At 73.9% G+C, this 20,528-nt stretch carries 19 protein-coding genes; 11 read left to right on the plus strand and 8 right to left on the minus strand.

Translation table 11 applies throughout. The features are described 5' to 3' along the window. Positions 1-942: 942 nt before the first annotated feature. Positions 943-1,704 carry a GntR family transcriptional regulator gene (locus IE251_RS20900; protein WP_189754508.1) on the minus strand — a complete coding sequence of 254 codons (762 nt, stop codon included), beginning with the start codon at positions 1,702-1,704 and terminating at the stop codon, positions 943-945. 280 nt (positions 1,705-1,984) lie between these two features. After that, positions 1,985-2,869: an RNA polymerase sigma-70 factor gene (locus IE251_RS20905; protein WP_189754509.1), complete on the minus strand. Its 885-nt coding sequence runs from the start codon at positions 2,867-2,869 to the stop codon at positions 1,985-1,987. 136 nt (positions 2,870-3,005) lie between these two features. On the opposite strand from IE251_RS20905, the gene IE251_RS20910 reads away from it, so the two are divergent. The 3 genes from IE251_RS20910 (at position 3,006) to IE251_RS20920 (ending at position 7,204) form a co-directional block, all read left to right on the plus strand. Further along, complete coding sequence (locus tag IE251_RS20910) at positions 3,006-3,836, plus strand: alpha/beta fold hydrolase (RefSeq protein WP_189754510.1); 831 nt, start codon at positions 3,006-3,008, stop codon at positions 3,834-3,836. A gap of 183 nt (positions 3,837-4,019) precedes the next feature. After that, a complete protein-coding gene (locus tag IE251_RS20915) occupies positions 4,020-5,606 on the plus strand; it encodes an alkaline phosphatase D family protein (RefSeq protein ID WP_189754511.1) in 1,587 nt (528 codons plus the stop codon). A 146-nt stretch (positions 5,607-5,752) separates the two neighbouring features. Then, the gene (locus tag IE251_RS20920) at positions 5,753-7,204 is read left to right on the plus strand and encodes a GNAT family N-acetyltransferase (protein WP_229896867.1); all 1,452 of its coding nucleotides are present in this window, start codon (positions 5,753-5,755) and stop codon (positions 7,202-7,204) included. A 62-nt stretch (positions 7,205-7,266) separates the two neighbouring features. Here IE251_RS20920 and IE251_RS20925 read toward each other — a convergent pair whose 3' ends face one another. Beyond that, positions 7,267-8,472: a trans-sulfuration enzyme family protein gene (locus IE251_RS20925; protein ID WP_189754512.1), complete on the minus strand. Its 1,206-nt coding sequence runs from the start codon at positions 8,470-8,472 to the stop codon at positions 7,267-7,269. A 59-nt stretch (positions 8,473-8,531) separates the two neighbouring features. Between IE251_RS20925 and IE251_RS20930 the strand changes: the two genes are divergently transcribed. Then, positions 8,532-9,017 carry an Lrp/AsnC family transcriptional regulator gene (locus IE251_RS20930; RefSeq protein WP_030775099.1) on the plus strand — a complete coding sequence of 162 codons (486 nt, stop codon included), beginning with the start codon at positions 8,532-8,534 and terminating at the stop codon, positions 9,015-9,017. Positions 9,018-9,070: 53 nt separating this feature from the next. After that, positions 9,071-10,759, plus strand: coding sequence for a DUF885 domain-containing protein (locus tag IE251_RS20935; protein WP_189754513.1), 1,689 nt, complete (start codon positions 9,071-9,073; stop codon positions 10,757-10,759). A 70-nt stretch (positions 10,760-10,829) separates the two neighbouring features. On the opposite strand, the gene IE251_RS20940 is transcribed toward IE251_RS20935, so the two are convergent. Continuing rightward, positions 10,830-11,657, minus strand: coding sequence for an SDR family oxidoreductase (locus tag IE251_RS20940; protein ID WP_189754514.1), 828 nt, complete (start codon positions 11,655-11,657; stop codon positions 10,830-10,832). 137 nt (positions 11,658-11,794) lie between these two features. On the opposite strand from IE251_RS20940, the gene IE251_RS20945 reads away from it, so the two are divergent. The 4 genes from IE251_RS20945 to IE251_RS20960 all read left to right on the plus strand — a co-directional run bounded on the left by IE251_RS20945 (position 11,795) and on the right by IE251_RS20960 (position 15,499). After that, on the plus strand, positions 11,795-12,457 hold the full coding sequence (locus IE251_RS20945) for a hypothetical protein (RefSeq protein WP_189754515.1): 663 nt from the start codon (positions 11,795-11,797) through the stop codon (positions 12,455-12,457). A 153-nt stretch (positions 12,458-12,610) separates the two neighbouring features. Next, positions 12,611-12,841, plus strand: a complete 231-nt coding sequence (locus tag IE251_RS20950; RefSeq protein ID WP_189754516.1) for a ferredoxin — start codon at positions 12,611-12,613, stop codon at positions 12,839-12,841. Further along, complete coding sequence (locus IE251_RS20955; protein ID WP_189754517.1) at positions 12,831-14,222, plus strand: NAD(P)/FAD-dependent oxidoreductase; 1,392 nt, start codon at positions 12,831-12,833, stop codon at positions 14,220-14,222. Before IE251_RS20950 ends, IE251_RS20955 begins: the two co-directional genes overlap by 11 nt. Before the next feature lie 32 nt (positions 14,223-14,254). Then, complete coding sequence (locus tag IE251_RS20960) at positions 14,255-15,499, plus strand: cytochrome P450 (RefSeq protein ID WP_189754518.1); 1,245 nt, start codon at positions 14,255-14,257, stop codon at positions 15,497-15,499. A 59-nt stretch (positions 15,500-15,558) separates the two neighbouring features. Here IE251_RS20960 and IE251_RS20965 read toward each other — a convergent pair whose 3' ends face one another. Beyond that, positions 15,559-16,035, minus strand: a complete 477-nt coding sequence (locus IE251_RS20965) for a rhodanese-like domain-containing protein (RefSeq protein ID WP_189754519.1) — start codon at positions 16,033-16,035, stop codon at positions 15,559-15,561. Positions 16,036-16,130: 95 nt separating this feature from the next. Between IE251_RS20965 and IE251_RS20970 the strand changes: the two genes are divergently transcribed. Further along, on the plus strand, positions 16,131-16,577 hold the full coding sequence (locus IE251_RS20970; RefSeq protein ID WP_059248055.1) for an Lrp/AsnC family transcriptional regulator: 447 nt from the start codon (positions 16,131-16,133) through the stop codon (positions 16,575-16,577). 118 nt (positions 16,578-16,695) lie between these two features. After that, on the plus strand, positions 16,696-16,842 hold the full coding sequence (locus IE251_RS20975) for a hypothetical protein (RefSeq protein WP_189754520.1): 147 nt from the start codon (positions 16,696-16,698) through the stop codon (positions 16,840-16,842). Between the two features lie 33 nt (positions 16,843-16,875). Here IE251_RS20975 and IE251_RS20980 read toward each other — a convergent pair whose 3' ends face one another. From IE251_RS20980 to IE251_RS20990, 3 genes are read right to left on the minus strand one after another with little or no spacing between them, the layout of a single operon-like run. Then, positions 16,876-18,075: a cytochrome P450 gene (locus IE251_RS20980; protein ID WP_189754521.1), complete on the minus strand. Its 1,200-nt coding sequence runs from the start codon at positions 18,073-18,075 to the stop codon at positions 16,876-16,878. Beyond that, positions 18,072-19,091: a terpene synthase family protein gene (locus tag IE251_RS20985; protein WP_189754522.1), complete on the minus strand. Its 1,020-nt coding sequence runs from the start codon at positions 19,089-19,091 to the stop codon at positions 18,072-18,074. Before IE251_RS20985 ends, IE251_RS20980 begins: the two co-directional genes overlap by 4 nt. 32 nt (positions 19,092-19,123) lie before the next feature. Further along, complete coding sequence (locus IE251_RS20990; RefSeq protein WP_189754523.1) at positions 19,124-20,488, minus strand: cytochrome P450; 1,365 nt, start codon at positions 20,486-20,488, stop codon at positions 19,124-19,126. Between the last annotated feature and the right edge of the window lie 40 nt (positions 20,489-20,528).

A 20,528-nucleotide genomic window follows, 5' to 3' on the forward strand; every position in this document is an offset into this window, starting at 1 on the left:
TGAGCCCGGGCGTGGCGTGGGGGCGAAGCGCCAAGCCCGGCCGCGGAGTGAGCCCACGGCGCTGAGCCCGGACGCGGCGTGGGCACGGGCACTGAGTTCGGCCGCACAGCGGTCGCGAGACGCTGAGTCCAGGCGTCGCCGAATCATCCGGCCGTGCGGAAAGCACGGGTTCGGCTGCCTTGCCGCCGTCTCCTGGCCGCAACCGGCGTGCCGCCCACGCGGGTCGGCATGCCTCGGCGGCGGTGTCCTGGCCGGAACCGGCCGCCCAGTGGGTGCGACTCGGCGTACTCGCGCTGCCAGGACCCCGGCGGAACGCGGCCGTGCCCTGGCATGGCGACCGGCTCGGCGGTGACGGGGCGAACGCGGCCGCAGAGTGATCGCGGACGGCGTGGCTGCGCCCCGATGACGTGGCGGAACGCGGCCATGGAGTGGATGCGGACGGCGTACCTGTGCCCCGGTGACCCGGCGGGACGGGGCCGTGCCGTGAGCGTGGGGACGGCCGGCGCCGGCCCGGCGACCGTGGCCGTTGCGTCGGCGCGGGTCACGTACCCGCGCCGCCGTCACCCGGCGGAACGCGGCCGTGCCGTGAGCCTGGCGACCGGCTCGGCGGTGGCCCAGCAGGATGTGGCCGTTGCGTCCGCGCGGGTCACGTACCCGCGCCGCCGTCACCCGGCGGAACGCGGCCGTGCCGTGAGCCTGGCGACCGGCTCGGCGGTGGCCCAGCAGGATGTGGCCGTTGTGTCCGCGCGGGTCACGTACCCGCGCTGCCGTCACCCGGCGGAACGCGGCCGTGCTGTGAGCCTGGCGACCGGCTCGGCGGTGGCCCGGCGGAATGTGGCCGTCGCGTCGGCGTTGGTGGCATGCCGGCGAGGTCTTCGGTGCGGGGCCGCGGTTGCTGTGCGGGCCGGCACCGAAGAGCTTCGTGGTCGGGCGGTGCGGGGTTCAGGAGGCCCGTCTCTGCGGGTCGTGGTGTATCTCCACGCCCGCCGAGTCGCCGAAGGTGAGCCGGCAGGTGTCGGCGCGGTAGGTCGCCACCGACAGGACGGCGGTGCGGCCCTGGGCGAGGAAGCGGGTGGTGACGACGAGCACCGGGGAGCCGGGGAGCCGGTCCAGTGCCCTGGCGTCGTCCGCGCGCGCGGAGCCCAGCTCGACCGCGCGGTCCTCCCCCTCCAGGGGCAGGTGCTGGAGCTCACGCAGCACCGCACGCGCGCGTGCCGCGCCGGACGGGGCGTCGATCGCGGTCAGGCCGGGCACCGAGGCCGCCGGGATGTAGAGGAGTTCGGTGGCGACCTGCTGGCCGTGGGACATCCGGGAGCGGCGCACGGTGTGCACGGCTTCGTCCGCGCCGGTCTCCAGCGCGGCGACGACCGCGGCGGGCGGCACCGCCTGGGCGCTGTCGACGGGCTGCCAGGCGTCTCCGGCGGCGCCGGGCCAGGCGTGCTGCCGCGTACCGACGGCCACGCCCACGCGCGGGGGCGCGACGGTCGTGCCGACCCCGCGCCGGCGCTGGAGCCGGCCCTCCAGTTCCAGCTGTTCGAGGGCCTGGCGGAGCGTTGCGCGGGCCACGCCGAAACGGGCGGCCAGATCACGCTCGTTGGGCAGGATCTCGCCGACCGAGAACTCGGAGTCGAGTGCCTCGCTGAGCACGGTCTTGAGATGCCAGTACTTCGGTTCCGGTACCGATTCCAGCTGCGTCGTCCCCACCCTGTCCTCCGCGAGAGCCGTGGTCCGGCGGTTTTTGGCGCCCTTGTTTATTAAAGGTTGTTGCACTTCTCTGCGACCATAGGGCGGCGCTCACCCTTGGTCAAGACCAATCCTCGGCCGCACTGGCGCTTCCCGGACGGCCGGCAGTGAAGCGTTCACGAGGCGTTCGCGCGCGCCGGTGTGTGTGACATCGCGGCAAAGCTCCCGTCGTACGGCGGGACGTACGGGTACGGCGAAGCCCCCGCCGGGACGACGGGGGCTCGCGGAGGGGGGCGGTGGCTCAGTGGGCGGTGAGGTGCCGGAGCTTGTCCGGGTTGCGGATGACGTAGACGGACGTGATGCGGCCGTCGGCGATGTCCACCTGGAACAGGCTGTCGGGCTCGCCGCCGGTCAGGATCAGCAGGGCGGGGCCGCCGTTGGTCTCCAGGAAGCGGTGGGTCCGGTCGGCCGGGGCGGTGCGCGCGGCGCCGACGAGGAAGCGGCCGACCTTGTCGGCGGTGTGCAGGACGCGCACCGGCGCCTTGGCCTTGCCGCCGCTGTCGCCGACCAGCCGGACGTCCGGGGCGAGCAGGGACATCAGCCCCGCCAGGTCGCCTCCGCCGGCGGCGTCGAGGAAACGCTCGGTCAGTTCCCGGCGCCGTGCGGGCTCGACGTCGTGGCGGGGGCGTCGTTCGGCCACGTGCCGGCGGGCCCGTCCGGCGAGTTGCCGTACCGCCGGCTCGGTCCGTTCCAGCAGCGTGGCGATCTCGGCGTACGGGTAGCCGAACGCCTCCCTGAGCACGAACACCGCCCGTTCCAGCGGGGACAGCGACTCCAGGACGACCAGGACGGCGAGGGAGACGGTGTCGGCGAGCACGGCGCGGTCGGCGGAGTCGGGGGCGGTGCCGGCGAACTCGGTGAGGTACGGCTCGGGCAGCCAGGGGCCGACGTAGGCCTCGGCGCGCCGCTGGACCTGGCGGAGCCGGTCGATGGCCAGCCGGGTGGTGACGCGCACCAGGTAGGCGCGCGGTTCGCGGATCTTCTCGCGGTCGGCGTGGTACCAGCGCAGCCATGCCTCCTGGACCACGTCCTCCGCGTCGGCGACGCGGCCGAGCATGCGGTAGGCGACTCCCATGAGCAGGGGCCGGTGTGCTTCGAAGTCGTCGGTGGCGGGCTGTGCGGTCACCGGCCCATCCCATCGTCACGCGCCCGCCGGTGTCCACCCGGTACGGGGCCGGTGTCCACCAAGGGCTACCCGCCGGTAGGTGATTGCTGACAAGCTGTCTACGGCGTCCGTCGGCAGCACAGACGAGGAGCACCCCATGTCCGCCACCGTCTCCTTCCAGGTCCCCGCCCCCCACGGCCCGGGCGAGGTGACCGTGTCCTACGCGCGCGTGGGCCGCGGGGAACCGCTGGTCCTGCTGCACGGCATCGGCCACCACCGGCAGGCATGGGACCCGGTCGTGGACATCCTGGCCACCGAGCGCGAGGTGGTCGCCGTGGACCTGCCGGGCTTCGGCGCGTCCCCGGGTCTGCCGGAGGGGCTGCCCTACGACCTGCCCACCACGGGCGCCGTGCTCGGCGCCCTGTTCGAGGCGCTGGACCTGGACCGCCCGCACGTCGCCGGCAACTCGCTGGGCGGCCTGCTCGCCCTCGAACTGGGCCGGGAGAAGCTCGTACGGTCCGTCACGGCCCTGTCCCCCGCCGGTTTCTGGTCACCGGCGGAGCGGCGGTACGCCTTCACGGTGCTGCTCGGCATGCGCGGCGTCGCCCGCCGGCTGCCGCCGCCGGTGGTGGCGGGGCTGTCCCGCACGGCGGCCGGCCGTACCGCGCTGACCAGCACCATCTACGCCCGCCCGGCGCGCCGTTCGCCGGACGCGGTGGTCGCCGAGACGCGGGCGCTGGCGACGGCCACCGGCTTCACCGCGACCCTGCGGGCGGGCGCCGAGGTCCGGTTCACCGACGCCGTGGCGGGCCTGCCGGTCACGGTGGCCTGGGGCGCCCGGGACCGGCTCCTCGTGCCCCGCCAGGGCATCCGCGCCAAGCGGATCATCCCGCACGCCCGGCTGGTCCGGCTGCCCGGCTGCGGTCACGTCCCGATGAACGACGACCCGGCGCTGGTGGCGCGGGTGATCCTGGACGGCAGCCGCTGACGCGCGCCCGCGCACCCGTGTGCGGCAAGCGGCCGGGCGGCGAGCCCGGCCGCTTCGCCGTCGCGCGCGGTGCCGACGGCCCGGCCGGCGACGGGAGTTCACCTCGGGTTCGCGTGCGCGCCGCGCCGCCCCAGTAGGTGTGGCTGCGCACACTGGCCGGATCCCGTCCCTGGAGGCGCAGCCATGTCCCACCGTCCACTCCCGGGCCGCCGCAGCGTACTGCGCGGTTCGCTCGCCGCGTCGGCGGCCCTGACCCTGCCCGCCGGTCTCGGCGCGGCCCCGGCGTTCGCCCGCTCCGGCCGCCCCCGGGCGGACTGGGGGGTGCAGACCGGTGACGTGACCTCCGACTCCGGCCTGGTGTGGGTGCGTGCGGACCGGCCCGCCCGGATGATCGTGGAGACCGCGGCCACCGAGTCGTTCCGCGACCCGCGCCGCTGGCACGGCCCGCTGCTGGGCGCCGGCACGGACTTCACCGGCACCACCCGGCTGCACGGCCTGCCGTCCGGGGAGCAGATCCACTACCGGGTGCTGCTGGCCGACCCCGACGACCCGCGCCGCACCGGCGAGCCCGTCACCGGCACCTTCCGCACGGTCTCCCGGCGCCGCCGGGACGGCGTGCGCTTCCTGTGGTCGGGCGACCTGGCGGGCCAGGGCTGGGGCATCAACCCCGACCTCGGCGGCTACCGCATCTACGACGCCATGGCCCGGCTGGACCCCGATTTCTTCCTGTGCAGCGGCGACAACATATACGCCGACGGCCCGATCCCCGAGACACAGGCGCTGCCCGGCGGCGGCACCTGGCGCAACGTCACCACCGAGGAGAAGGCCAAGGTCGCCGAGACCCTGGCCGAGTACCGGGGCAACTTCCGCTACAACCTGCTCGACGCCAATCTGCGCGCGTTCAACGCCCGGGTGCCCTCGGTCGTCCAGTGGGACGACCACGAGGTGCGCAACAACTGGTACCCGGGCGAGGTGATCGCCACGACCGACACCCGGTACACCGAGAAGAGCATCGACGTCCTCGCCGCGCGCGCCAGGCGGGCCTTCAGCGAGTACTTCCCCCTCCCCACGCTGCGGCCGGGCGCCCGTGAGGGCCGCGTCTACCGGGTGCTGCGCCAGGGCCCGCTGCTGGACGTGTTCGTGCTGGACATGCGCACCTACCGCAACGCCAACTCGCCGGACGACCAGACCACCGACCCGCGGGGCATCCTCGGCCGGGAGCAGCTGGAGTGGCTCAAGCGGGAGCTGGCCCGCTCGCGCGCGGTGTGGAAGGTGATCGCCGCCGACATGCCGATCGGTCTCGTCGTACCGGACGCGACGGAGGGCCGGCCGAACTTCGAGGCGGTGGCCCAGGGCGACCCCGGCGCGCCGCTCGGGCGCGAGCTGCAGATCGCCGAGCTGCTGCGGTTCATCAAGCACCGGCGGATCACCGGCACGCTGTGGCTGACGGCGGACGTGCACCACACCTCGGCCCAGCACTACCAGCCGTCCCGGGCCGCCTTCACCGACTTCGAGCCGTTCTGGGAGTTCGTGTCCGGGCCGCTGAACGCGGGTGCGTTCCCGGCCAGCCCGCTGGACGGCACGTTCGGCCCGGAGCGGGTGTTCGTCAAGGCGCCGACCGCGTCCAACGTCTCACCGGCCGGCGGCTACCAGTTCTTCGGCGAGGTGGACATCGACGGGGACAGCGGCGAGCTGACGGTGCGGCTCCGGGAGCAGGACGGCAGCGTGCTGTTCAGCCGGACGCTCCAGCCGGGCCGGGTCGGCCAGTAGGCCGGCCGGCAGGCGCGCCGGCGGGCCGGAGCGGGGAGGGTGACCGGTCGGCCGTAGAAAGTGCAACAAATGGGGCGGAGCATGCTTTTACTCGTCGGACACAATCAGTTCGTGATCGCGCAACACCCCTCCTGCACAGTGGCCGCATGACTCCAGAGATGCCTGATGTGACCCGGGCCCGGCACGGTCGGCCCGTGCACCACTGGCGGCGCGACGTCGTCGAACTCGCCGCGCTGTTCACGGCGGTGGCCGTCGCGGACGCGGTGGCCAACATGATCGGGCACGGGCCGGACGGGCCGGCCCTGCTCGTGATCTCGGCGATCGTGCTGGCCGCGACGGCGGGCTTCCACGTGTGGTGGTCACGCCGCCACGGACACGCGCCGCCCGCGAGCGATACCGGTGCCCGGCCGGCCGCCGAGACGCGGCCGGCCGGGCCGTCCGAGCGGCCCGGCGCCCCGGCGGCCGCCCTCACCGGCCCCGGCACGCTGTGGCGGATGCGGACGACGGTGAAGGACGAGCCGGGGTCCCTGGCCGCCCTGTGCACGGCGCTCGCCGGGCACCGGGTGGACATCCTCAGCCTCCAGACCCACCCGCTGGCCGACGGCACGGTGGACGAGTTCCTGCTGCGGGCGCCGGGCGCGCTGACGGCGGCCGGCCTCACCCGGGCGGTCGCGCTGGCCGGGGGCACGTCCACGTGGATCGAGCGGGCCGACGCCCACGATCTGGTCGACGCGCCGACCCGGGTGCTGGGGCTGGCCGCCCGTACCGCGCTGGACGCCTCCGAACTGCCGCTGGCGCTACGGCAGTTGCTGGGCCGGTGCACGATCCGGTCGCTGCCCGCCACACCGGTCGGCGGTGGCCGGGGCCCGCTGCCGGTGCCCGCCGAGGGGGTGCTGGAGGACACCGTGATGCGGCTGCCGGCACCCGAGGGCGGGGTGCTCACCGTGGAGCGGCCGTATCTGCCGTTCACCCCGACGGAGTTCGCGCGCGCCCGGGCGCTGGTCGAGCTGGACGGCCGGCTCGGGCCGCGGATTCCCCGCGGGCAGGATGTGCTGACGCTGCCCGAGGGCGACGACATCACGGTGCGCCGGATCGACACCGGGGACCTGGCCGCGGCCAGGGCGATGCACGACCGGTGCTCGGCGCGGACGCTGGGGCTGCGCTACCACGGCCCGGTCGCCGACGCGGACCGCTATCTGAACCATCTGCTCAGCCCCCGCTTCGGCCGCACGCTGGCCGCGCAGACCGCCGCCGGCCGGATCGTCGGCCTCGGGCACCTGCTGTGGGACGGTGACGAGACCGAGGTCGCGCTGCTGATCGAGGACGAGTGGCAGCGGCGGGGTGTCGGCGGTGAACTGCTCGGCCGGCTGGTCGGGATGGCGGCGGAGGCGGGGTGCGCGAGCGTGTACGCCGTGACCAAGGCGTCCAACACCGGCATGATCGCCACGATGCGCGCCCTCGGCCTTCCCCTGGACTACCAGATCGAGGAGGGCACCCTGGTCATCACGGCCCGCCTGGACACCCCCGGGCACTCCTCGGCCTCCCCGCTCGACCCCACCGTCCGCCACCACCTCACCGACCCGGTCCACCGGGACTGACGGCCGCCGGACCGGCGAGGCCGGCCCCCGCGCGGTCATCCCCGCGGGGGCCGGCTCCCCCTTCAACGCACCGCTTCCCGCAGCTCCTTCGCCCCCTGCCGTGCGCGCGGAGCGCCCAGTGCCCGGTCCAGGTCCGCCCACAGGTCGTCCACGTCCTCCAGACCGACGGACAGGCGGAGCAGCCGGTCGGTCACGCCCGCGCCGCGCCGGTCGTCGGCGTCCACGATGCGGTGGCTGATGGACGCGGGGTGCTGGATGAGCGTGTCGACGCTGCCCAGGCTCACCGCGGGCGTGACGAGCCGGACCCGGGAGATCACCTCGTGCGGGTCGCCGTGGACCTCGAAGGCGACCATCGCGCCGCCGAGGCGCGGGTAGCGCACCCGGGCCACCCGTGGGTCCGCGGCGAGCCGGCGGGCCAGCTCGGCGGCGTTCGCGGAGGCGGCCCGCACCCGCACCGGGAGGGTGGACAGGCCGCGCAGCAGCAGATAGCCGGCCAGCGGATGCAGGACGCCGCCCGTGGCGAACCGGATCCGCCGCAGCCGCCCCGCGAACTCCTCGTCGCAGGCCACCACCCCGGCCAGTACGTCCCCGTGGCCGCCGAGGTACTTGGTGGCGCTGTGCAGCACCAGTCGCGCCCCCTGCTCGGCCGGCCGCTGGAGCACGGGCGTGGCGAAGGTGTTGTCGGCGAGCAGCGGAACCTGGCCGCAGGCGCGGGCGACGGCCCGCAGATCGACCTCGGCGAGGGTCGGATTGGCCGGGGACTCGACCAGCACCAGCCCGGTGTCCGGGCGCAGCGCGCCGGCGATGCCGTCCGGGTCGGTCCAGGTGACCTCCGTACCGAGCAGCCCGGCGGTCAGCAGGTGGTCGCTGCACCCGTACAGCGGCCGTACCGCCACGGCGTGCCGCAGGCCCGACGAGGCGCAGGCCAGCAGCACCGCGCTGAGCGCGGCCATCCCGCTGGCGAAGGCGACCGCGGTCTCGGTGCCCTCCAACCGGGCCAGCGCGGTCTCGAAGCGGGCGACGGTCGGGTTGCCCAGGCGGGCGTAGACCGGCGGTCCGGCCAGGCCGGCGCCGTCGCCGGCGAAGGCGTCGATGCGGGCGGCCTCGGCCCGGCTGTCGTAGGAGGGGTAGGTGGTGGACAGGTCGATCGGCGGGGCGTGCAGGCCCTGCCGGGCCAGATCGTCGCGGCCTGCGTGCACGGCCTCGGTGGCCAGGGCTCTCGGTGCGGTGCGTACGCCGTCGTAGGCACCGGTGCTCGCTGTGTCCATGACGCAAGGGTGAACATCGCCCGGTTCACGGGGTGCGATCGCCGTGCTACGTTCGGCTCATGGCCGAGTCCGTCGTACTGGATCCGGTCGATCTGCATCTGCTGCGGCTGTTGCAGAACGACGCCCGGACCACCTACCGGGACCTCGCCGCGCAGGTGGGCGTGGCCCCGTCGACCTGTCTGGACCGGGTGGCCCGGCTGCGCCGCTGCGGTGTGATCCTCGGCCACCGGCTGCGGCTGGACCCGGCCAAGCTCGGGCGCGGTCTCCAGGCGCTGCTGTCGGTGCAGGTACGGCCGCACCGGCGGGAGCTGGTCGGACCGTTCGTGGAGCGGATCCGGGCGCTGCCGGAGGCGCGGACGGTGTTCCATCTGACCGGCCCGGACGACTATCTGGTGCATGTGGCCGTCGCGGACATGGCCGACCTCCAGCGGCTGGTGCTGGACGAGTTCACGGCACGGCGCGAGGTCGCCCGGGTGGAGACCCGGCTGGTCTTCCAGCAGTGGGAGTGCGGGCCGCTGCTGCCGCCGGGCCACGCCCGGAGCTGAATACCGACGTATCCGGGTGACGCGGGGATCCCCGGCGTACGAGGATGGGCCGCATGTCCGATACCCAGATCCCGCTGCCCCGTCAGGTCGCCGACGCCTATGTGGACGACCTCATCGCCCTCGACCCGGTCACCGGCACCTTTCTCGGTGTGCGGGAGAGTTCGAGCAGGCTGCCCGACTACTCGCCCGAGGGCCGGGACGCCGAGGCGCGGCTGGACCGGGACACGCTCGCGCGGCTGGACGAGGCGGAGCGGCGGCCCGGTGCCGACAGCGACGTGGAGCGGCGCTGCGCACGGCTGCTGCGGGAGCGGCTGACCGCCCGGCTGGCGATGCACGAGGCCGGTGAACACCTGCGTGAGGTCGGCAACATGCACACGCCCGGCCACTCCGTCCGGGAGGCCTTCACGATCACCCCGGCGGAGACGGAGGAGGACTGGGCGGCGATCGCCGAGCGGCTGCGCGCGGTGCCGGAGGCGTTCGCCGGCTACCGCGCATCCCTCGAACTCGGCCTGGAGCGCAAGCTGTTCGCGGCCCCGCGGCCGACCGCCACGTTCATCGGCCAGCTGACCGAGTGGGCGGACACCGGCGAGGGGCGCGGCTGGTTCGAGGACTTCGCCGCCGCGGGGCCCGAGGCGCTGCGCGCGGAGCTGGACGAGGCGGCGCGGACGGCCACCGGTGCCGTGGTGGAGCTGCGGGACTGGCTGCGCCAGGTGTACGCGCCGGCCATCGAGGGCGCCCCGGACGTCGTCGGCCGGGAGCGGTACGCGCGCTCGGCCCGCTACTTCAACGGCACCGACCTGGACCTGGACGAGGCGTACGCCTACGGCTGGGCGGAGTTCCACCGGATCCTCGGCGAGATGCGCGAGGAGGCCCGGAAGATCCTGCCCGGCGCCGCGACACCGTGGGCGGCGCTCGCGCACCTGGACGAGCACGGCCGGCACATCGAGGGCGTGGACGAGGTCCGCGACTGGCTCCAGGGCCTGATGGACCGGGCGATCGAGGACCTGGACGGCACCCACTTCGAACTGGCCGAGCGGGTGCGCCGGGTGGAGTCCCGCATCGCGCCGCCCGGTGGGGCGGCGGCCCCCTACTACACGTCCCCGTCGGAGGACTTCTCCCGGCCCGGCCGCACCTGGCTGCCCACGATGGGCCTGACCCGCTTCCCGGTCTACGACCTGGTCTCCACCTGGTACCACGAGGGCGTGCCGGGCCACCATCTCCAGCTCGCGCAGTGGGCGCACGTGGCGGACAGCCTCTCCCGCTACCAGGCGACGGTCGGCATGGTCAGCGCCAACGCCGAGGGCTGGGCGCTGTACGCGGAGCGGCTGATGGACGAACTGGGCTATCTCGGCGACCCGGAGGAGCGCCTCGGCTATCTGGACGCGCAGATGATGCGCGCGGTGCGGGTGATCATCGACATCGGTATGCACCTGGAGCTGGAGATCCCGGCCGACTCCCCGTTCCACCCGGGCGAGCGCTGGACCCCGGAACTGGCGCAGGAGTTCTTCGGGGCGCACAGCAGCCGCCCGGCGGACTTCGTGGAGAGCGAGCTGACCCGCTATCTGACCATGCCGGGCCAGGCCATCGGCTACAAGCTGGGCGAGCGGGTCTGGCTGCTGGGCCGGGAGCGGGCGCGGGCGCGGCACGGTGCCGCGTTCGACCTGAAGGCCTGGCACATGGCGGCGCTGTCCCAGGGTTCGCTGGGCCTGGACGACCTGCTGGACGAGCTGTCCCGGCTGTGACCGCCCCGGTCGGCACGGCGGCGGTTCCGGGCGCCCGGGTCGGCCACGGCGGCTGGCCCGGGCGCCCGGGTCAGCGCCGGAAGCCGCCTTCGGAGGTGACGACCTCGCCGGTGATCCAGCCCGCCTCGTCGGTGGCCAGCCAGGCGATGAGGCGGGCGGGGTCGTCGGGCGTGCCCCAGCGTCCGGCGGGGAACCGCGCGGCCACCGCCGCCCGCACCTCGTCGGTGGCGTAACCGGTGTCCACCGGGCCGGGGTTGACGGCGTTCACCGTGATCCCCCGGTCGGCGAGCGTGGTGGCCAGCGAGCGGGTGATGGAGGCGAGGGCGCCCTTCTGCAGGGCGTAGGCGATCTCGCCCGGCATGCCGCCGCCGAGGTCCTGGCCGGAGGTCATCAGCACCACGCGCCCGCCGGGGGCGTCCCCGGCCGAGGCGGCGCGGGAGCGGGCGTACGCCTGGACGAGCAGCAGCACCGAGCGGGTGTTCACGGCCCAGTGGGCGTCCAGCATGGCGGCGTCGATGTCGTCCAGGGTGCCGTCGGAGCCGCTGAGGGCGTGGTTGGCGACGACGATGTCCAGGCGGCCGAACTCCTCGGTCACGGTGCGCACCAGCCGGGCCGGTTCCGCCGGGTCGGCCAGGTCACCGGGGCCGGAGGCGACCCGCGCCCGGGGGTCGGCGAGCGCTTCGCGTACGGAGTCGGCGACGGCGTCGGGACTGTCGGCGCCCCAGGGCATGGCGGCGTCGTGCGGCACATGGTGGTGCAGGTACACGCTGGCGCCGTAGGCCGCCAGCCGCCGGGCCACGGCGTGCCCGATCCCGGCCCGCCGGGAGGCACCGGTGACGAGCGCGGTCCGGCCGCGCAGGGGCAGGGGGTCTCGGCGTAATCCGGAAGCAGTGATCACGGCCGTTCACCTTAGGCGCGGACGCGCGGGGCGCGCGAGCGGTTTTCGGCTCGGCCGGACGGCCCTCTCCCGGTGGCGCGGCCGGCGCGGGGGTGGCCCGCTGGTGCCGGAGGGCCGACGAGGAAAGGCGGGCCGGCATGCGGGAGAACGCGCCGGAGCACGGGACGTTACGGACACCGCGCGCCGCGGGCCTGGCCGGGATCGTCTTCGCGCTGCTCCTGGCCGCGGCGATGGTCCTGGTAAGGCTGGCCATTCCGGAGGGGGCCGACGCGGTGACCGCCCGGGGCTTCACGGACTCCGGGCGGCGCGACGCGCTGCGGGCGGCCCTCGCGCTGGTGCCGTTCGCCGGGATCTTCTTCCTGTGGTTCCTCGGCGCGATCCGCGCGCACGTCGGCGCCGTCGAGGACAAGTTCCTCGCCACCGTCTTCCTGGGCAGCGGGCTGGTCTTCACCGCCACGCTGTTCGGGGCCGCCGCCGCGGCGGGCGCCGTGCTGGCGGTGGCCCATCCGCCGGGTCTGCCGCCGCTGCCGGTGGCCTGGGACTTCGGCCGCCACCTCGCCTACACGCTGATGACGGGGTACGCCATGCGGATGGCGGCCGTCTTCGTGTCGTCCCTGTCGGTCATGGGCCACCGGCTGGGCGTACTGCCCCGCCCGCTGACGATCGCGGGCTTCGTCACCGTGCTGGTGCTGCTCTTCGTCTCGTCGAACGTGCCGTGGGCGGAGCTGGTCTTCCCGGCCTGGTCGCTGCTGACCGGCCTGCACATCCTCGGGGCGGGCCGGGGGAAGGCCGGCGGGTAGGCCGCCGGGCGGTCACTCGATCGGCGTGCCCGGCGCGCGGGTGCCCCGCCCTCGCTCGCATGCTGGCGAGCGGGGGTGACCGCCGTCCGGAGCCCGCCCGCGCGAGCCGTGTGGCGCGCCCCGGACCTCGCCGTGGGAAAGGGCGGAGCGTCGATGAGGCTTGTCGTCGATCTCAACAAGTGCCAGGGGTACGCCCAGTGCGCGTTCCTCGCGCCCGATGTCTTCGCCATGCACGGCGAGGAGTCGCTGCTGTACGACCCGCGTCCGGAGGATGAGCAGCGCGAGCGGGTGGCGCGGGCCGTGGCCGCGTGCCCGGTGCAGGCGATCACCGCCGACGGCCTGGACCGCGCGGGCGCCTCCCAGGAGGCGTCCGATGTCCGCTGACCACCTCGAACGGCTCAGGCGTGAGGGACGGATCGTGATCGTGGGCGCCTCGCTGGCGGGCCTGCGGGCGGCCGAGACGCTGCGCGCCGAGGGCTTCGCCGGTGACCTGACCCTGATCGGGGACGAGCCGCACGAGCCGTACGACCGGCCGCCGCTGTCGAAGTCCGCGCTGCTGGGCATGGCGTCCCCGCTGCGCACGCAGCTGCCGCGCCGCCGGGAGATCGACGCGAAGTGGCGGCTGGGTGTCGCGGCGACCGGTCTGGATCTGGCGGCCAAGCGGGTCCGGCTGGCCGACGGGGACGAGGTGGAGTACGACCGGCTGCTCATCGCGACCGGGGTGCGCGCCCGGCCGTGGTTCAAGGAGGAGGAGGCCCGGCTGGACGGGGTGTGTGTGCTGCGCACCCGGGAGGACGCGGCGGACCTGGTCCGGCGGCTGAGGGCGGGGCCGCGGCGGGTGTTCGTCATCGGCGCCGGGTTCGCCGGTTCGGAGGTGGCCTCGGCCTGCCGGGAGCTGGGCCTGCCGGTCAGCATGGCCGAGCGGGCGGGGGCGCCGCTGGTGGGCGCGCTCGGCGGGGTGATCGGCTCGGTCGCGGCGGACCTCGCGACGGAGCACGGCGTGGACCTGCGCACGCATGTCACGGTGACCGCCCTGGAGGGGGACACGGTCGGCAGGGTACGGGCGGTCCATCTGTCCGACGAGAGCGTGGTCGAGGCGGATGTGGTCGTGGTGTCGCTGGGGTCGCTGCGCAACACCGAGTGGCTGACCGGGTCGGGGCTCGGCGCCGGGCCCCGGGGGGTCGCCTGTGACGCGGGCTGCCGGGCCTTCGACTTCCGGGGCATCGTCACGGACGACGTCTTCGTGGCGGGTGATGTGGCGCGCTCCCCGCACGCGCTGTTCGGCTACCAGTTCCTGTCGCTGGAGCACTGGGGCAACGCCGTCGCGCAGGCGGAGACGGCCGCGCACAACATGATCTGCGACGGCGCCGACCGGCGCCCGCACCTGTGGATGCCGGCGTTCTGGTCCTCGATGTTCGGGGTCAACATCAAGTCGGTCGGCGTGCCGCCCATGGGCGAACATCTGATGATCACGCAGGGCTCGCTCGCCGAGCGCCGGTTCACCGGGGTCTACGGCCACCAGGGCCGGGTCGTGGCCGCCGTGACCTTCGACAACGCGCGCTGGCTGGAGTTCTACCAGCGGCAGATCGAGCGGGGGGCGCCGTTCCCGGTGGAGTTCCCGACGCTGGACCGCCGTCCGGAGGGCCGGCAGCCGGTGCCCGCCGGTTTCCCGGACCCGTCGCTGCCGACCCACGGCCCCATGGTGACCCTCAGCGGTTACTCGCCGGCCGACCAGCAGCTGGTCTTCCACCCCTCCCGGCACTGACCCGCCGGCCCCGACGCTGTCAAGGAACCGTCATGCCGCACGCCTCGCTGGCACGCCAGATCACCGATTTCGGCAACCGCGCCAACCCCTATCCGCTGTACGCGGAGTTGCGCCGCACACCGGTGCTCCACGAGGAGGAGGACGGCCCGTACCTCATCAGTTCGTACTACGACATCGAGGCGTTGCTGCACGATCCGCGGATCAGCTCCGACGCCACGAACCTGGCCGCCGCCGGGGCGGACGGAGCGGGCGAGCCGGAGGAGACGGGCGGGCTGCCGCCGTCGTTCCTGCGGCTGGACCCGCCCGAACACGACCGGCTGCGCCGCATCGCCAACACCGGGTTCGGGCCGCCGCACCGGCCGCGCCGGATCGAGGGCATGCGCGGCGCGATGCGGGAGATCGTCACCGAGCTGATCGACGGTTTCGGCGACGCCCGCCAGGTCGATCTGGTCGACCAGTTCGCGTACCCCTTCCCGGTGACGGTGATCTGCCGGCTGCTCGGGGTGCCCCGGGAGGACGAGCCGACCTTCCGCACCTGGGTGGACCCGCTGGTCGCGAGCCTGGACCCGGAGAAGCGGCCGGGCGGCGCCCAGGAGGCGGAGTACCGGCAGAGCGCGCAGGAGGCGCGGATGCGGCTCGGCATGTATCTGTCCGGGCTGGTCGAGGAGCGGGCCCGAGAGCCTCGCGACGATCTGCTGTCCGACCTGGTCAACAGCCGGGGCCCGGACGGCTCGATGACGATGATGGAGGTGCTCAGCACCTCGGTGCTGCTGCTGATCGCCGGCCACGAGACGACGGTCAACCTGATCACCAACGGCATGCTGACCCTGCTGCGCCACCCGGAGGTCCTCGGGCGGCTGCGCGAGGACCCGGGGCTGTCGGTCTCCATCGTGGAGGAACTGCTGCGCTACGAACCTCCGGTGCAGCTCGTGCCGCAGCGCACCTGCATCACCGACATCGAGGTGCGCGGGGTCACCATCCCGAAGGGCTCGCGGATCTGGCTGATGCTGGCCGCGGGCAACCGGGACCCGGAGCGGTTCGAGGACCCCGACCGGTTCGACCCGGACCGCGGGGACATCCAACACCTCGGGTTCGGCAGCGGCATCCACAGCTGTTTCGGCGCCCCGCTGGCCCGTCTGGAGACCCAGATCGCGCTGTCCGAGCTGGCCCGGCGCCTGGAGAACCCCCGCCTGGTGGAGGACCCGCCGCCGTACCGGGAGAACGCCGTGCTGCGCGGGCCCCGGCATCTGGACGTCGCCTTCGACGGGGTGCGCTGAGCACCGGGAGCGGGGCGCCGGGAGCCGGGGAGCGGCGGGGGGCCGCCGGACGCCGGGGGTCAGCAGCCGCAGTCGCCGTCGACGGGGGCGGTCAGCGGGTCGGCGTCCCGGCGGGCCGGGCCCTGCCAGGTCTCGTAGGCGAAGCCCTCGCGCGCCCAGTACTCGAAGCCGCCGAGCATCTCCTTGACCCGGTAGCCGAGTTCGGCGAGGGCGAGCGCGGCGCGGGTGGCGCCGTTGCAGCCGGGGCCCCAGCAGTACGTGACCACGGGCACGGACTTGTCCAGGAGCCGCTCGGCCTGCTCGGGGATGAGCGCGGTCGGCAGGTGGACGGCGCCGGGGATGTGGCCCTGGTCCCAGGAGGCGGTGGAACGGGTGTCCACGACGACGAATCCGGGATCGCCGCCGGCCGCCAGCGCCGCGGCCACGTCGGAGACGTCGGCGTGGAAGGCGAGGCTCGCCCGGAAGTAGGCGGCGGCCTCGGCGGGGGCGGCGGGGGCGACCCGCAGGACGGGGTTCTCGGAAGCGGTGCTGATCATGACTGGAAATCTACGGCCCGCGGAGCGCCGCCCTGAAGGGACGAACCACGGGCTTGCCCTTGTCCCGCCGGGGTTTTCCCTGCTATCCATCCGGGATGACCGTGTATTCCCCGGACGCCACCGACTGGCGCATCCTCGAAGTCCTCCAGCGCGACGGACGCTCCAGCTACGCCGAGCTGGCGCGCGCCGTGTCCATGTCGCCGAGCGCCGTCACCGAACGGGTCCGGCGGCTGGAGGAGGCGGGCGTGATCCAGGGGTACGCGGCGGTGGTCGACCCCGAGCGGCTGGGCCTGCCGATCCTGGCGTTCGTGCGGCTGCGCTACCCGAACGGCAACTACAAGCCCTTCCACGACCTGGTCGCGGCGACACCCGAGATCCTGGAGGCGCACCACGTCACGGGCGACGACTGCTTCGTCATCAAGGTCGCCGCACGGTCGATGTCCCACCTGGAGGAGGTCTCCGGGAGGATCGGCGCCCTGGGCTCGGTGACCACCAGCGTGGTGTACTCCTCCCCGTTGCCGCGCCGCCCCCTGGGCCGCTGAGGGCTGACCGGGGCGGACGTCGCTCCCGCTGGGCTGCCGCGATGACCGGGAAGACCGAGCGGGCCGAGGTGACAGCCGAGGTGACGGAGGAGATAGCACCGAGCCGCAGCACTCCGTGGTGACCTACCTGGAGGAGTTCGCGGACAGCCTGGAGACGCCGGCGCTCGCCGTCGGGGGAACGCCGGGCCCGCTGGACGGCCGGCTCGTGCGGCTGGACGAATCCCTGACCGAGGACGAGCGGCGCCGGTGGCGTCCGGTGGGGTGAAGGGAAACGGAGTTCTCCTCACCGGGGGCCGGGTCACCAGGTGACCGGGAGTGCCTCCACTCCGTAGACCGTCGAGCCCTGGCGGAAGCGGAGGGACGTTTCGGGGACGGCGAGTCCGAGGGTGGGAAAGCGGCGGAGCAGGGCCGGCAGGGCGATCCTCAGCTCCAGCCGGGCCAGTTGCTGGCCGAGGCACTGGTGGACGCCGAAGCCGAAGGACAGCTGGGCGACCGGGCGGCGGCGGAGGTCGAGCTCGTCGGGGCGCTCGGGGACGAGACCGGGGTCACGGTTCGCGGTCAGCGGGGAGAGCAGTACGTGCTCGCCCGCGCCGATCCTGTTGCCGTTGAGGTCGATGTCGGTCACGGCCGTGCGCAGGAGCGGTGCCGGGATGGCGAGATGGCGCAGGAGTTCCTCCACGGCTGTCCCCGCGACCGCGGGTTCGTCGCGGAGGGAGGCGAGTTGGTCCGGATCGCGCAGCAGGGCCAGCACGCTCAGGGCGAGCATGGTCGCCGTCGTCTCGTGTCCCCCGACGAGGAGGGTGGTGGCGAAGCCGATGAGTTCGTCGTCGGTGAGCTCCGCGCCGTGCTCCCGCACCACCGTGCCGAGCACTCCGTTCCCGGGGGTGGCCCGGTTGCGGCTGACGATGTCCGCCATGGCCGCGTTCAGTTCGGCCGAGGCGGCCACCAGGCGGCCGGCGTCGGCCGTCCCGTCCATGATCACTTGGGAGCAGCGCTGGAACATGGACCGTGTCCCGTACGGGACGTCGAGCAGTTCGCAGATCACCAGCGAGGGGATGGGCAGGGCGAACATCTCGACCAGGTCGGCGACGGGGCCGTGGTCCGCCATGGCGTCGAGGTGGTCGGACACCATCGTCTCGATCGCGGGCCGCAGTCGCTCGACCCGGCGGACGGTGAAGCTGCCGGTGAGCATGCGGCGCAGGCGGGCATGCTCCGCACCGCTGTACGCGGGCAGGAAACCCGGGTGGTTGTACAGGGTGCGCGGCAGCGCCGGGTCGATGCCGTCGCCCGTCACCAGGCGTTCGTCCGCGAAGGCGGCCCGGACGTCGCTGTACCTGGTGAGGACCACGGCCTCGATCTCGCCGCGCACCGGGTGGAAGACCCGCAGCCGCTGCGGGCCGCCCTCCTCGCGCATGCGCAGGAGGTCCGGCGACGGGTCGAACGGGCACGTACGGTCCCGTTCGGAGGCCACGAAGGACGCTGGACGCCGATCGGTCATGCCGCGTGCTCCTCGACTGTGCGGTATCGGGTGGAGGCGTGGTGCCAGTCGTGGGCGCCGCGGATGGTGGTCTGCAGTGCCTCGGTGCAGTAGCGCCGCAGCAGGTCGCGTTCGGCCGGGGCGAGACGGCGCGTGGCCGTGGCGCCGAGAAGGGCGCGGTGGGCGCCGGTGAACAGTTCCAGGGCTTCGTCCTGGCGGCGAAGGGTCTCCTCGATCGCTTCGGGCCGGGAGATCCCGTACTCCCGTTCCAGGCAGAGCACGAGGTTGTTCCGCTCCCCCAGAGCCGCGTCCTTGTCCAGGGAGACGATGTCGTTGTCGCAGATGATGAACGTCTTCGTCATCTCGCGCATGACCGACAGGTGCGGCAGCGCGTACAGGCGGTCCGGGAGGACACACGAGGACAGGCGCTCGGCGAGGTCGATGACCGGTGCCACGCCGATGGTGTGGCGCCGCACGCGCAGATACGTGCTCAAGGACATGGGGGTGCCGGTCTGCCGGCTGACCGCCTCGTGGACATGGTGGTCGAGGTAGGAGGACCAGTGGGCCGCGGACCGCTGGATCCAGTCCTCGGGCATGTCCCGGCAGCTGCGTCGTCGCATGTCCGCGAACGCGGCGGCCAGGGGCAGCGGGGACGCCGCACCGCCGATGCCCTCCTTGACGAGTCCGACGAGGTGACGGACCCGCTCGGGCGACCGTCCCCACCGCTCGTCGAGCGCGTCGTCGAACAGGAAGTACCAGCTCTGCTGGTCGACCCCGAGGTCCAGTCCGTCTCCGGTCGCGTTCGGATAGAACATGGCCGCTATCAGCGGGAACTGGCCCTTGAGGTGGTGGGTCTCCTCCTCTTCCGAGGACAGGAAGCCGAACGACTTCGGCCAGGCGAGGTGGCGCTCGTGGGCGGGCCGGAAGTCCGTACTGATCCGGCGGGGGAAGGGGACGGGAACCGGGGCCGGGGGCCCGGAACCCTCCTCGGGCGCGGTCGCGGGCATGGGCGCGGTCGCCTCTGCCGTCGATGTCATGGTGGGGCGCACCTCCAGGAGTGGGGTCCGGATCAACGGGCCGGCCAGGGTGAGACGCGCATGGGCAGCGCGTTGGGCCGGATCAGCGCTTGGACGACCGGCCGGACCCGGCGCCCCGCGACCGGCAGCACTCGCCACCGCGAGACGATCGAGCGGAGGACGACCAGCATCTCGGTCATCGCGAAGTGGTCCCCGATGCACTTCCGGCTGCCCAGGGCGAACGGAACGTAGGCGCCCGGTGGAAGATCCTTCTCGGTACGGACGAGCCACCGGTCCGGGTCGAAGCGCAGGGGGTCCGGGAAGTACGCCGGGTCCCGGTGCATCGTCACCGCGCTGTAGATCAGCTCGGCCCCCCGCGGGAGTTCGACGCCGCGGACCCGCACCGGCTCCGAAGCGCGCCGCATGAGCAGCCAGTTGGGCTGGTGCAGGCGGAGCACCTCCCGCAGGAACCGGTCGGTGAGGGGAAGCGTGGCCGCGCCGGGCAGGGCGCCCGCGGGCAGCGCGGCGCACTCGGCCCGGATCCGCTCGGTGATCTCCGGGCGCCTGCCGAGTTCGTGGAGCGCCCAGGACAGAGTGGTCGACGTGGTCTCGGCACCGGCCATGAGCAGGGACAGCAGCTCGTCGCGGGCCTCCACGTCGGTCATTCCCCGCGGATTGCCGGGGGTGCCGGCGAACATGACCGACAACAGGTCGCCGCGGCCGGCGGGGTCCCGCCGGGCCTGCCGGACGGCGGTGTCGGCGAGTTCGCGCAGTGCCGCGGCCGCGGACAGGTACTTGCGGTGCCCCAGCACGGGCGACGCCGCGATCGGCGCGGGCAGGACGGTGCCCACGAAGACCCCGCGCATCACCGTGGTCAGGTGCTCCGCGACCCGCTCCCCCAGCTCGGCCACGCCCGCGGCGCCGTCCGGGCGTCCGGTGCTGAACAGGGTGGCGACGAGCATGCCCGTCATCATCCGGCGCATCACCAGGTCCATGGCGATCACCTCGCCCGGTTTCCAGGCCGACACCTGTTCCTCGGCGATGCCGGTCATCGTGCCGACGCACGCGGCGATGCTGTCACGGTGGAAAGCGGGCTGGAGCGCGCGCCGTTGACGCCGGTGGACCTCACGCTCGGAGGTGATGATGCCGTTCCCGATGAAGGGCCGCGCGACGTCGAACAGCAGCCCTTTGCCGAACTTCCTGCCCTGCGTGACGAGTACGTCGTGGACGGCCTCCGGGGAGTTCAGGACGAACACCGGCCGGCTCCCGAGGAATATCCTGACGATGTCGCCCCGCGCCCTGACCGATTGCAGGAAGTCCACCCGCCTGAGGGCAAGTTGCGGCAGGTGGCCGAGCAGGGGGAAGCGGCCCGGCACGACGGGCGCCGCCGCTGGAGCGGTGGTGGAGCGCATGGGCATGGACCTCTCCGAAGTGAACGGGAGACGCGGGTCCACCGGT

Source organism: Streptomyces eurythermus (assembly GCF_014649115.1).
In the GTDB taxonomy this organism is placed as follows: Bacteria; Actinomycetota; Actinomycetes; order Streptomycetales; family Streptomycetaceae; genus Streptomyces; species Streptomyces eurythermus.

Excerpts from the sequence above, each read along its gene's own strand:
- IE251_RS20920 (WP_229896867.1), top strand. The coding sequence starts at position 5,753 with ATGACTCCAGAGATGCCTGATGTGACCCGGGCCCGGCACGGTCGGCCC.
- IE251_RS20925 (WP_189754512.1), bottom strand. The coding sequence starts at position 8,472 with ATGGACACAGCGAGCACCGGTGCCTACGACGGCGTACGCACCGCACCG.
- IE251_RS20910 (WP_189754510.1), top strand. The coding sequence starts at position 3,006 with ATGTCCGCCACCGTCTCCTTCCAGGTCCCCGCCCCCCACGGCCCGGGC.
- IE251_RS20965 (WP_189754519.1), bottom strand. The coding sequence starts at position 16,035 with ATGATCAGCACCGCTTCCGAGAACCCCGTCCTGCGGGTCGCCCCCGCC.
- IE251_RS20990 (WP_189754523.1), bottom strand. The coding sequence starts at position 20,488 with ATGCCCATGCGCTCCACCACCGCTCCAGCGGCGGCGCCCGTCGTGCCG.
- IE251_RS20960 (WP_189754518.1), top strand. The coding sequence starts at position 14,255 with ATGCCGCACGCCTCGCTGGCACGCCAGATCACCGATTTCGGCAACCGC.
- IE251_RS20950 (WP_189754516.1), top strand. The coding sequence starts at position 12,611 with ATGAGGCTTGTCGTCGATCTCAACAAGTGCCAGGGGTACGCCCAGTGC.
- IE251_RS20930 (WP_030775099.1), top strand. The coding sequence starts at position 8,532 with ATGGCCGAGTCCGTCGTACTGGATCCGGTCGATCTGCATCTGCTGCGG.
- IE251_RS20945 (WP_189754515.1), top strand. The coding sequence starts at position 11,795 with ATGCGGGAGAACGCGCCGGAGCACGGGACGTTACGGACACCGCGCGCC.
- IE251_RS20955 (WP_189754517.1), top strand. The coding sequence starts at position 12,831 with ATGTCCGCTGACCACCTCGAACGGCTCAGGCGTGAGGGACGGATCGTG.
- IE251_RS20970 (WP_059248055.1), top strand. The coding sequence starts at position 16,131 with ATGACCGTGTATTCCCCGGACGCCACCGACTGGCGCATCCTCGAAGTC.
- IE251_RS20985 (WP_189754522.1), bottom strand. The coding sequence starts at position 19,091 with ATGACATCGACGGCAGAGGCGACCGCGCCCATGCCCGCGACCGCGCCC.
- IE251_RS20980 (WP_189754521.1), bottom strand. The coding sequence starts at position 18,075 with ATGACCGATCGGCGTCCAGCGTCCTTCGTGGCCTCCGAACGGGACCGT.
- IE251_RS20915 (WP_189754511.1), top strand. The coding sequence starts at position 4,020 with ATGTCCCACCGTCCACTCCCGGGCCGCCGCAGCGTACTGCGCGGTTCG.
- IE251_RS20935 (WP_189754513.1), top strand. The coding sequence starts at position 9,071 with ATGTCCGATACCCAGATCCCGCTGCCCCGTCAGGTCGCCGACGCCTAT.